Below are 12,002 nucleotides of genomic sequence, written 5' to 3'. Positions count from 1 at the left end.
GCAGAGACCGCCCGCCATGCCGGATGCGAAGATCAGTTGAACATTGCCCGCAGCGTATCGGGATCGACCATGGTCGAAACCGAAACCTCGTCGGGCAGGCTCGGGTCGCACTGGTCGGCGGAGGCCTGTTTCATGGAGAACGGCACGTCGAGATTGGCCGGGATTTCGTCACCGGCAAGCGACATCATCGCCGCCGTCAGCGCCAGACGAGCCTGGTAGTTCTGGCCGGACGAATAGAAGATCTTGAAGTTCGGGTTCCCGGCCGCCTTCATGTCGCAGAACAGGCCCTGCTCGTCGGTGCGCAGCGCCACGACGATGTCGAGCGGCCTGCCCGCCGACTGGTAGGCGCGCACGCCGCCCCGAAAACCATCGGCATAATCGTAGATATAACCGTCGATATCATCGAAGCGCGACAGGATCGCGGAGACCGCCGAAAACGTGCCTTCCTGGGTCCAGTTGGTGTCTTCGGTTGCGACGATATCAAGTCCGCCGACCGCTGCCGCCTCTGCCTTGGCGCAGCCCTGCCATGTCGAGGACAGCGGGTTGCCGGGGGTGCCGCCAAGGGCTGCGATACTGGCCGCATCGGGATTGCCGGTGCGCACCGCCTTGACGAATTCCTTGCCGAGATCGCAGATATTTTCGGAAATATTGGTGACGTAATCGACGCCCGGCGTGCCGGCGACCGTGCCGTTGTGGAGCACCACGGTGATACCGGCCTCGGTCGCTTCCCGGATCGAGGGCGCAAGCGCCTCGCCATGGTCGGCGAAGGTGACGATCACGTCGACGCCCTGCGCGATATAGGCGCGGAAATCGGACAGCGCCTTGGCGGCATCGCCGCGCGCCGAGGTATAGACGATCCTGCCGATCTCCGGATAGGTGAGCGCCTGCATGATGAATTCCATCTTGGTGACTTCGCGCCAGACGTTCTCGCCGAAGCCGTCGGCATAGGCCACCGTCAGATCGCCGCCGGTACCGGTGTCGCACTGGTTGCTGTTCCAGCACTCGATGGCCTTGGCGCGCATCTCGTCGCTCACCGGAAGTGCCGCCCTGTCGAAGGTCTCCACGAACACCGGCCCGACATCGGTGGTACCGAGACGCGACATCAACAAATCATTGGCGGACTGCGCGCCGGCCGTCATCGGCAGACCCAAAGCCACCATCGCGAGCGCCGCCGCGCGGGCAGGCCATTTCAGGCCGTTAGAACGTGTCATTGCTATTTCCTCTCCCTGGTTTGAAGGCCGGACATCCGCCCGTCCCAAAATCGCCGCCCGCATCGCCTTGATGACGTGCCGGGAACCGCACGGCCACGCTCCTCGGGTGACCGGCGTTAATTGCGAATACTATATTACGGTATTACGGTCATACGTCAATATGCTTTAAACCCTCCCGCCGGCTGGCATCACTGGCCGGTATCCCTGAATGTGCCAACGCCGCCGGCATTGCGGCGGCGCAAGATTCCCATTCTGGAATTTTTCCGGCTCCGGCGGGCTACTGCGCCAGATAGCCGCCATCGATGACGAGTTCGGAACCGGTGACGAAACTCGATTCATCAGACGCCAGGAACAGGCAACCATTGGCGATCTCGCGCGGCGTGCCGGCCCGGCCCATCGGCGTCATGCCGATGACGAACCTGTTGATTTCGGGGTCCTGGGCCTGGGTCAACGGCGTATCGATGAAGCCGGGATGGACTGAATTCACGCGGATGCCGTCGCCGACATAGGTGATCGCAGCGTTCTTGGACATCATGATCACCGCGCCCTTTGAGGCGTGATAGGCGTGGGCGCCGGGCACCGCGCCCTTGCCCCAGATCGAGGAAATATTGATGATCGACCCGGACTTTTTCGCCTGCATGTGCGGGATCGCAGCGCGCATGCCGAAGAACACGCCGTCCTGATTGACGCCCAGAACCTTGCGCCAGTTCTCCGTCGAGCCGTCGACGACCCCGTCATAGACGGCGATGCCGGCATTGTTGACGAGGCAGTCGATCCGGCCCCGCTCGGCGATGATCCGCGCGATCGCATCGGCCCAGTCATCCTCGCTTGCGACATCGAGCTTCAGCCCGGTCACCCCCTCGGGGTAAACCCCCGACGGATTGCTGCTGCTGCCGGCATAGACGATCGCACCCTCCTCGCTGAAACGCTCGACAACGCCGAGCCCGATGCCGCGCGATGTGCCGGTCACAAGCGCCACTTTTCCTTCAAGCCGCATAAATTCTCCTCCCGATTGATTTTGTAGCGCCTCCGCGCATGATATTCGTGTAATACCGTATTATGATACGACGCGAAAGCCCCGATCCGGAACAGTTCAGCGCAAGTTTTGCCGCGCCCGCGATGAAATTTTTCCAGATTGGTCGAAACTGCGCGCCCAAGGCCAAAGCCGTGGCCGTAGTTTCACGAAAACGGAATCGAGGGAGGTAGTTATGTCTGCCACAAAAGCGGTCGGCTGGATCGGCGTCGGAAAAATGGGCGCGCCGATGGCGGGTCATCTTCTGGACGCCGGCGTCGGCGTGACCGTGTTCGACGCCCGGGCCGAAAACATCGCGGCGATGGAAGAGGCCGGCGCGCGGGCGGCGGCGAGCATCGAGGCGGTCGGCGGCGCATGCGGCGTGATTTTCACCTCGATCCCCGACGACGCGGCCCTTTCAAGCGTGGTCGCAGCGCTTGCGCCCGCAATGGCAAAGAACGCGATCCTGATCGACACCAGCACCGTGAGCCCGAAAGCCTCCGAGGAGGCCGCGCGCGCGCTTGCCGATCATGGCATCCGCTATCTGCGGGCGCCGGTTTCCGGCAGCACCACGATCGCGGCCGCCGCCGGCCTCACCGTGCTCGTCTCGGGTGACGAAAGCGCCTGGAAGGAAGCCGAGCCGCTCGTCAGCCATTTCTCGAACGAGCGCTTCTATCTCGGCCCCGCGGACGAGGCGCGGTTCATGAAGCTCGTGCTCAACACGCTTGTCGGCGCATCCGCCTCCGTCCTCGGCGAGGCCATCCTGCTCGGCGAACATGGCGGCCTCGATCGCGCCCGGATGATGGATGTCATCCTCAAAAGCGCGGTCAGTTCGCCGCTGCTCGGCTACAAGCGGGAGACCGTGGTGGTCGACGCGGCAACCCCCGCCTTCCGGCTCGACCAGATGGTCAAGGATTTTTCGCTGATCCTTGCCGCGGCGAACAGCGAGCATATAGATATGGAAGTCAGCGCGCTGATCCTGAAGCAATACGAGGCCGCCGCCGAGGACGGCATGCAGGGGCGCGATTTCTTCGCGCTGGTGGACTGGATCAGGGACCATTCGTCACGCCCCGGCTGAAGCGCCAGCGCATGGGAGGGTCCTTGGGAGGGGACCGTCGAATGACCGAATATGAGATGCTGCGTATCATCGATTTCCTGAACGACCTCAACGGTCCGTTCAGCGCGGTCGTGGCCGAAAGCAGGGGCGACCCGGTTTTCGCGCTGACGCTGTCGCTGATGCAGGCCCATCTGACCGGCCGCGACATCACCAAGAGCGCGCTCGCCGAAAGCGGCGGCGTTCCCTTCGTCACAGCGATGCGCCATATCAGCCAGATGATCGAGGACGGCAATATCGTGCTCGATCCGCGCACCGCCACCGGCCGCAGCTTCTACGTTCGCCCGAGCGAGAAGCTGCAGGAGCGCTTCATGGCCTATTGCCGCAGCGTCAAGGCCACGATCGGCCGCACCTTCGGCACCATCAATTCCGACGAGGATGTCGACGGGTTCTATTTCGGCGGCTCCAATTTCTCCCGCGTCGTGATCCCGCCGCCGCGCCTGCAGAGCCACCACGTTTCCGGCGGCAAGGAACTGCGCTTCCTGTTCCGCAAGGACAATTATTTCGAGGCGCTGCGCAATACCTGGGCCGATCTCAGGGCCAATATCGGCTCGATCCAGAATGTCGATCTCCTGCCGCTGCCCCAGCTTTACGACCGGATCATCGAAAACGGCGCGCGCAGGAGTTCCGAATTCGACGTCATCTGCGTCAACAAGCCGTGGGTCGGCGACCTCGTCGATCGCGGGCTGGTGCGCCCGCTTGACGACCTGATCGCCGGAAGCCGTATCCAGCCGCTCGATTTCTCGCCGATGGTCTGGGACTCCGGCGCCTGGCAGGGCACCCAGTACGGCGTGCCGATCTACACCACGGTCGAGCTGTTTCTCGCCCGCCAGGACATTTTCGAACGCGCCGGCCATCCCTATCCCCGCACCTTCGATCAGGTGATCGACGCCGCCCGCGCGTTGCAGCGCCCGTCCGAAGGCGTTTACGGCGTCGCCTGGAACGCGGCGGAAGGCATGCCGATCGCCAGCACCTTCATGGTGCTGCTCGGCTCCTGCAACACCGCCTGCCTCAATCTGCCGCGCCGCCGCATCCATATGCCGATGCATGATCTGGTCTCCGACAAGCTGCGCGGCCAGGTGCTGACCGACCAGGCATTCGAGGTGCTGGACTACATGCACCGCCTCGTCGACGTGTCGGAACCGAACATTCTCGAAATGGACTGGGACCGAAGGGTCGAGGCGCTGCTGACCGGCAAGGCGGTGATGGGCTATTGCTGGTCGATGCATGCGGCGCTGATGGAATATCACGTCAAATCCGTGGTTTCGCGCCGGATGCGCTACCTGGAACAGCCCAAGGGCAAGGCCGGCATGCATGCCAATCCGGTCGGCGGCTTCCACCTGATGATCCCGACCAATCTCGATGAAGACCGGGTCGCGCTCGCCTTCGACGCGATCAGCTGGATGTGTTCGCCCGAGGTGATGAAGGAGCATGTGTCGGAAGGCTTTCCGGTCGCCCCGCGCTTTTCCGTCGCCGCCGATCCCGAGGCCGCCGCAAGCTCACCCGTGATGGGCGTGGTCGCAAGGCTTTTGAAATCCAACTCGGTCTGCACCTGGTCGCGCCCCGCCGTGCCGGAATATCACGGGATCGAGGCCGTGCTCGGCCGCGAAATCCACACAGCGCTACGCGGCGACATCACCGACCGCGAGGCGCTGGAGCGCGCCCAGCGCGCAATCGACGGCCTGCTTTCAACCCGCCAGACGGCCACAGAGAACTACGCCTGACCTTCCACCAAAAAGAGGCCAACATGTCGACAATCGATGACTTCGTCTTCAAGGGCATTCCGACCCGCGTGCTGTTCGGCACCGGTACGCTTTCCAGGGCACGCGACGAGGTGGAAAAGCTCGGCGGGCGGGCAGCGCTGGTGCTGTCCACCGCCCACCAGAGCGCGGAGGCCGACCGACTCGTCTCGGATCTCGGCGAACTTGCCGCCGGCCGCTTCTCAGAGGCAGCGATGCACACGCCGACGGACGTGACCGCAAAGGCGCTCGAAATCGCGAAATCGACCGGGGCCGACTGCGTGGTCTCCATCGGCGGCGGATCGACGATCGGGCTCGGCAAGGCGATCTCGATCCGCACCGGCATGCCGCATCTGGCGATCCCCACGACCTATGCCGGTTCCGAGATGACCGACATTCTGGGTGAGACCGAGAACGGCAACAAGACCACGCGGCGCGACCCCGCGATCCGTCCCGATACCGTGATCTACGACGTGTCGCTGACGCTGTCGCTGCCGGAAAAGCTGACCGTCAGCTCCGCGCTCAACGCCGCGGCCCACGCCGTGGAAGCGCTCTACGCCCCGGACGGCAATCCGGTGATCAGCCAGATGGCGGCGGCCGGACTTGCCGCCCTTCATCGCGGCCTGCCGCGCATCATCGCCGACAGCGCCGATCACGAGGGACGACGCGAAACCCTCTATGGCGCATGGCTTTGCGCCACCGTTCTCGGACAGGCGGCGATGGGGCTGCATCACAAGCTCTGCCATGTGCTCGGCGGCTCCTTCAACCTGCCCCATTCCGAAACCCACGCGATCCTGCTGCCGCATACCGCCGGCTTCAACGCCATGGCGGCAAAGACAGCCCTCAAGCCGGCAAGCGACATCTTCGGCGATCCGCTCGGCGGCGGGCTCTGGGATTTCGCCAAGGCCGCCGGCGCGCCGCTTGCGCTTGCCGATTTCGGTTTCAGCGCGGCCGATATTCCCCGCGCTGCCGAGATCGCCGGCACGGACCGCTATGACAACCCGCGCGCGTTCGACACCGACGATATCGCCCGCATCCTGACGGCCGCCCTTCACGGCGATCGCCCCGAGACATTCTGAAAGGCCACAGACATGCACGAGCACACCACCGAAAGCGGCTATTTCACCGAGGAGGAATCGGCCGAGGTCGTCATCGCCCGCAATGCGAAAGCGAAGGACGCCCGCCTTGCCGAAGTGATGGCGGTGATCACCCGCCACCTCCATGAAGCGGTCAAGGAAATCGAGCCGACGGAAGAGGAATGGATGCAGGCGATCCGGTTTCTGACGGCGACCGGCCAGATCTGCAATGAATGGCGACAGGAATATATTCTCCTGTCCGACATTCTCGGCGTCTCGATGCTGGTCGACGCGATCAACAACCGCAAACCATCCGGGGCCAGCGAATCGACCGTGCTCGGCCCCTTCCATGTCGACGACGCGCCGCTGATGGAGATGGGGGCCGATATCTGCCTCGACGGCAAGGGCGAGCAGATGGAGGTGCGCGGCACGATCCGCGATCTTTCCGGCAATCCGGTCGCCAACGTGCTGATCGATGTCTGGCAGGCCAATGACGAGGGATTTTACGACGTCCAGCAGCAGGGCATTCAGCCGGAGTTCAATCTGCGCGGCCGGTTCCGCACCGGCCCGGACGGGCGCTACCGGTTCTGGGGGGTGCGGCCGAAATATTACGCCATCCCCGATGACGGGCCGGTGGGCAGGCTTCTGGGCGCGCTCGGACGCCATCCCTACCGCCCCGCCCATCTCCACTACATTTTGTCGGCGGACGGCTACAAGACGCTGACCACCCACATTTTCGATCCCGACGACCCCTATATCAACTCCGACGCCGTGTTCGGCGTGAAGGAAAGCCTGATGGCAGGGTTCCGGAAGATCGAGGATGCCGGCGAGATCGCGGCCTCGGGACGCGAAGGCTGGTTCTGGCGCGTAGAGCACGATTTCATCCTGGAGCGCCTGAAGACGTAGCCGCCCTGTCTCAGCCGGCCAGCATCTTCGCCAGCATGAAGCCCGAGCCGGCGCCGGTTCCAGCGCCCGGCCAGGTCGCCGCGCCGCAGATATAGAGCGCGGGCACCGGCGTGTTGTAGCGGGAATAGCCGGCGGCGGGGCGGAACAGGAAGTTCTGGTCGAGATGGTGCGAGCCGGACAGGCTGTCGCCGCCGATCAGGTTCGGGTTCGCCCGCTCCAGATCGCGCGGCGAGAACACCGCGCGAGAACGGATTTTCGCCCGGGTTCCCGGCGCATGGGCCTCGATGATATCGAGCACCCGCTCGGCATAGACATGCTTGGCCTCGTCCCAGTCGGTCTCGGTGATCTCGCCCGCGGCATCGCCCCGGATTTCGGCCGGCAGCACCCGCACCTGCACCCACAGTACATGCTTGCCCTCGGGAGCGCGCGCGGGATCGATCGCCGTGGGCTGGCCGACGACGAGCGCAGGTTCGCCCGGCAACAGCCCGTCCATCGCCTCGGCATAAAGCCGCGACATCATCCGCATGTCCGGCGCGATATGAATATAGGCGTAGTCACGCAGATCGCTCCCCGCCGACCACGCCGGCAGGTCGTCCATCGCCAGATGGATCATCATCGTGCCCGGCCCCGCGCGGAATTTCTCGAACGTGCCGGCAAGGTTTCCCTTCGGCCCGTTCCGAGGCACGAGATCGGCAAACAGCAGTTTCGGATGGACATTGGCGATCACGGCCTTGCGGGCCGCAATCGTCCGGCCTGAGGCGAGCGTCACGCCCGTCGCCTTGCCGGCCTTGTCCAGTTCGACGTTCGCGACCCGCTCGCCGAGCACGATATCGCCGCCGCTGTCTTTTACCACCTGGGTCATCGCACGAATGATGGTATCGGCGCCGCCCTTGCCGATGACCATGCCGAATGCCTGGTTGGCCATCGATTCCAGATAGGGAAACAGCGCGCCGCCCGCGACATCCGGCGCGAAATCGAGGTGCAGGCCCCAGGTCGCCATCATCACCTTGAGCTTTTCATTCTCGAAATGCCGGTCGAGGAAATCACGCGGGGTTGCGACCAGCAGGCGCGCCAGCCGGTATAGCCCCTGCGTGCCCAGCGTCCGCCAGGCCTTCCACACCGCCTTTGCGGTCTGGAAGGAGGGCATCGGCGCGCCCATCAGCGCGAAGATATGCAGCGCGTCGCGGGAAAAATCGGCAAGCATCCGCTCCCAGGCCTCGGCGTCCTTTTGCGACAGCGCCGCGATGCCGGCTTTGGTCTCGGCAAGGTCGGGACCGACGCCGAGCGCGGTTGCGTCACGGAAGACGCTTGCAAAGCAATGCGGCGCCGGCACCAGTTCCAGCCCCGCCGCCGTCAGTGCCTCGCGATGGGCGGCGAAGAAGGCGGAGCCGGCAAACATCGACAGGTTCATCGCGCCGAAATCGTGGCGAAAGCCGGGCTCGGTCAGGTCCTGCGTCTTGACCGCGCCGCCGGCCTCGTCGGCCGCCTCGACGACGCAGACCTTCCAGCCCTTCGAGGTGAGATGGACGGCCGCAGCAAGACCGTTGTGGCCTGCCCCGATGATCACCGCATCATAAACCGTCATTGTCGCCATCCGCGTCCCCTTCGATCAGATATACCTATATGCATACATAATTCCTTGGCGCCAGAAGAGCATTTTTTCCGGACAGACCGCAATAACCTGCGGCAAGATTGCCACTATGCCAACGATTTATGCAATTGCCTCCGTTTGCGACAGGCATGCTCCCATTGCCGGAAGAATTGCCTCCGCATCAGCATGATCCTTGCATTATCATATTTTCTTTCATAGGCTCGTCGGCAACGTCCGCAGCAAGACCGGTTGATCAAGACCGCGCGAAGCGCCGGCACCGGTTTCGGGCGACGAAGGGGAAGTTTATCATGAATGACACGTCCGTGCTTGGAAGCCTCGCCACCGCCCTGCTGTCGGGGTCGGTCAAGGTTGTCGACATCACAGCGCCGCTCGGTCCGGAAACCCCGGTCCTGTACCTGCCGCCGCAATTCGGCCAGAACACGCCGAATGTGAAGGTCCACAAGATTTCCGAATATGACGAGAACGGTCCGTTCTGGGCGTGGAACTGGATCGAGCTCGGCGAGCACACCGGCACCCATTTCGACGCGCCGTGTCACTGGATCACCGGCAAGGACAATCCCGACAACACCACGGACACGATCAAGCCGCAGAATTTCGTCGCCCCCGTCAACGTCATCGACCGCTCGAAAGAATCCGAAGCCGATCACGACTACCTGCTCACCGTCGACAGCATCAAGGAATGGGAAGCCGAGCATGGCGAGATCGAGGCCGGAAGCTGGGTGGTGATGCGCACCGACTGGTACAAGCGCAACGGCTCGACGGAGACCTTCCTCAACGCCGACGACAACGGCCCGCATTCCCCCGGCCCGACGGCGGAGGCGATCGAGTACCTGCTTTCCAAGGGCATTATCGGCTGGGGTCAGGAAACGGTCGGCACCGATGCCGGTTCCGCCGGCGGCATGGAACCGCCCTTCCCGGCGCATAATCTGATGCACAAGCACAACAAATACGGCCTCGCGAGCCTTTCGAACCTCGACCAGCTCCCGGCCAAGGGCGCGATCCTGATCGCTGCACCGCTGAAATTCGTCAAGGGCACCGGCTCGCCGGTGCGCGCGCTGGCGCTGATCGCCTGACGCAGCGGACCGATCGTTCGGCGCGGCCACTGTGTCGCCGCGCCGGTTCAAACCGACCTTTAAGCGGGGACTGACTTGGCGGATTTCGATCACATCATCATCGGCAGCGGCATCAACGCACTGGTGGCCGCCTCTCTCCTCGGCAAGGCCGGCAAGCGCGTGCTGGTGCTGGAGCGCAACGAGACCATCGGCGGCTGCCTGATGAGCGCGGAGGTGACCGCGCCGGGTTACCTTCACGATGTGATGGCGACCACCATGGTGCTGTTTTTGACCTCGCCGGCCTTTGCCGCCCTCGGCGACGATCTTGCCGCGCGCGGCGTGGAATTCTGCCATAGCGAAACGCCGACCGGCGTGTTGCGGCCGGATGGTAGCCACCTCATCTACGCAATGGACCGCAACCGCAATATCGATGCGTTCAACGACAAGGCCGACGGCGACGGCCAGAGCTTCGACGCCGAAATGGCGGCAATGGCGGGCGATGCCGATTTCGTGTTCTCGCTGCTCGGCGGCAATCTCTGGTCGGGCGCAACGGCGAAGAAACTGCTCCGCGAGGCCTGGAAACGCGGACCGCGCGGCCTTGCAGCGTGGTTCGGCGAAGCGCTGACGCCCGCCCGCGGCTATCTCGAGACGACCTATGCATCCGAAGAGGCAAAGGCGCTGTGGGCGCCCTGGGTGCTGCATTGCGGCCTGTCGCCGGAGGCGAGCTATTCGGCCCAGATGCTGAAGGTGATCGGCTTTGCGATCGAGCTTGCCGGCTGCCCGATCGTCAAGGGCGGCGCCCGCAACCTGACGCTCGGTTTCGAGCGCCTGATCCGCGACCATGGCGGCGACATCCGCACCGGATGCGATGTCGCCGGCATCATCCTCGACAAGGACGGCAAGGCGACGGGCGTGCGGCTTGCCGATGGCACGGAAATGAAGGCCGGGCGCGGCATCATCGCCTCCGTCACCCCCGGCCAGCTTTACGGACGCCTGCTCGACGACAGAGGCAAGCCGCTTCCCGCCGATGTCGAAAAGGGCCTGAAAACCTTCCGCTACGGCAAGGGCAACATGCAGATCCATTACGCGCTGAAAACGCCGCCGAAATGGAAGGCGGGCGCGGCGCTCGGCAAGGTCGCGCTGCTGCATCTGACCGACGGTCTCGACGCGGTGTCGCGCTCGGCGAACGAGGCCGAGCGCGGGCTGCTGCCGGCGGAACCGACCGTCTGCGTCGGCCAGCCGACGGTGCTTGATCCCGGCCGCGCGCCCGACGGTGGCGCGATCCTGTGGCTGCAACTTCCAGACACGCCCCGCCATATCAAGGGCGATGCGGCGGGCCTGATCGATTGCCCCGCGGGCGGCAACTGGACGGAGGCGCTGCGCGAGGCCTTTGCCGACCGTATCGAGGCCATGCTTTCCGCCCATATCGAGGATTTCGGGAACAATGTGATCGCCCGCAGCGTCTGCTCGCCCGCCGATCTTGCGGCCATCAACATGAACCTCGTCGGCGGCGATCCCTATGGCGGGTTTTGCGGGCTGGACCAGTTTTTTCTCTGGCGTCCGTTCAAAGCTGCCGTTAACCACAGGACCCACGTGCCCGGTCTCTATCATATCGGCGCCTCGACCCATCCGGGTCCGGGCCTTGCCGGCGGCTCGGGCTTTCTGCTGGCATCCTCGCTGAAATAACGGAGTGGGTCTATGGGTGAGCGGTTTTCGGGCTCGGTTCTGAACGATGACGGAGAAGCGGGCGAGATCGTCCGCAGCCTCGGAGAAATCGGCCTCAACGCGTTTTCGCCCTATCTGATGAACCGGGTGATGGCGCGCTATAACGCCAATCTCGCCGAGGAGCTGAAACATCTCGGCATGAGCACCGCCAAGGTGCGCACCCTTGCCGTGCTTTCGGTCACCTCATCGGCCACGATCAACGAACTGTCTGTTTTCGCCGTGATCGAGCAATCGACGATGAGCCGCACGCTCGATTCGCTGGAGGAGCAGGGCTATATCCGCCGCCAGTCGCGCAATGAGGATATGCGGGTGCGCGATGTTTCCATCACGGAGGAAGGCCGCATCGCCTTCGACGCCGCCTGGCCGACCATGTACGGCTTCCTGCTGCAGATGTTCGACGGCATCGACGAGGACGAACACCGCGCCTTCGTCACCACGCTGCAGAAGATGCTGCGCAATGTGCGGGTGAACGATATCTGAGCGGCGGCTTATGCCCTGCCGGCGGGCCGATCGGGCTCCCTTTCGGGGGAAGCGCATCGCACTCCCCTGCTCCTC

10 protein-coding genes are annotated in these 12,002 nt (G+C 64.1%); 7 read left to right on the top strand and 3 right to left on the bottom strand.

Annotated elements, in window-relative coordinates:
- Positions 1 to 32 precede the first annotated feature (32 nt).
- Complete coding sequence (locus HQ843_RS08840) at positions 33 to 1,211, bottom strand: substrate-binding domain-containing protein (protein ID WP_180898791.1); 1,179 nt, start codon at positions 1,209 to 1,211, stop codon at positions 33 to 35.
- Positions 1,212 to 1,488: 277 nt separating this feature from the next.
- Positions 1,489 to 2,208: an SDR family NAD(P)-dependent oxidoreductase gene (locus HQ843_RS08835; RefSeq protein ID WP_180898793.1), complete on the bottom strand. Its 720-nt coding sequence runs from the start codon at positions 2,206 to 2,208 to the stop codon at positions 1,489 to 1,491.
- 211 nt (positions 2,209 to 2,419) lie between these two features.
- Between HQ843_RS08835 and HQ843_RS08830 the strand changes: the two genes are divergently transcribed.
- The 4 genes from HQ843_RS08830 to HQ843_RS08815 are packed head-to-tail and all read left to right on the top strand — an operon-like array spanning position 2,420 to position 7,058.
- Complete coding sequence (locus tag HQ843_RS08830; RefSeq protein WP_180898795.1) at positions 2,420 to 3,301, top strand: NAD(P)-dependent oxidoreductase; 882 nt, start codon at positions 2,420 to 2,422, stop codon at positions 3,299 to 3,301.
- Between the two features lie 41 nt (positions 3,302 to 3,342).
- Positions 3,343 to 5,061 (top strand): extracellular solute-binding protein, encoded by a 1,719-nt coding sequence (locus HQ843_RS08825; protein ID WP_180898797.1) that lies wholly within the window; start codon positions 3,343 to 3,345, stop codon positions 5,059 to 5,061.
- 23 nt (positions 5,062 to 5,084) lie between these two features.
- Entirely contained in the window at positions 5,085 to 6,155 is a 1,071-nt protein-coding gene (locus HQ843_RS08820) for a maleylacetate reductase (protein ID WP_246710322.1), read from the top strand.
- Positions 6,156 to 6,167: 12 nt separating this feature from the next.
- Positions 6,168 to 7,058 (top strand): intradiol ring-cleavage dioxygenase, encoded by an 891-nt coding sequence (locus tag HQ843_RS08815; protein ID WP_180898799.1) that lies wholly within the window; start codon positions 6,168 to 6,170, stop codon positions 7,056 to 7,058.
- A 10-nt stretch (positions 7,059 to 7,068) separates the two neighbouring features.
- Here HQ843_RS08815 and HQ843_RS08810 read toward each other — a convergent pair whose 3' ends face one another.
- On the bottom strand, positions 7,069 to 8,643 hold the full coding sequence (locus HQ843_RS08810; protein ID WP_180898801.1) for a phytoene desaturase family protein: 1,575 nt from the start codon (positions 8,641 to 8,643) through the stop codon (positions 7,069 to 7,071).
- Positions 8,644 to 8,957: 314 nt separating this feature from the next.
- Here HQ843_RS08810 and HQ843_RS08805 point away from each other — a divergent pair, with 314 nt between their 5' ends.
- From HQ843_RS08805 to HQ843_RS08795, 3 genes are all read left to right on the top strand, one after another.
- A complete protein-coding gene (locus HQ843_RS08805; protein WP_180898803.1) occupies positions 8,958 to 9,743 on the top strand; it encodes a cyclase family protein in 786 nt (261 codons plus the stop codon).
- A 75-nt stretch (positions 9,744 to 9,818) separates the two neighbouring features.
- Entirely contained in the window at positions 9,819 to 11,408 is a 1,590-nt protein-coding gene (locus HQ843_RS08800) for a phytoene desaturase family protein (protein WP_180898805.1), read from the top strand.
- A 12-nt stretch (positions 11,409 to 11,420) separates the two neighbouring features.
- Complete coding sequence (locus HQ843_RS08795) at positions 11,421 to 11,927, top strand: MarR family winged helix-turn-helix transcriptional regulator (RefSeq protein WP_180898807.1); 507 nt, start codon at positions 11,421 to 11,423, stop codon at positions 11,925 to 11,927.
- Positions 11,928 to 12,002 lie beyond the last annotated feature (75 nt).

The organism is Martelella sp. NC20 (genome assembly GCF_013459645.1).
Classification (GTDB): Bacteria; Pseudomonadota; Alphaproteobacteria; order Rhizobiales; family Rhizobiaceae; genus Martelella.
This window is presented reverse-complemented; position numbering and strand designations above follow the sequence as displayed.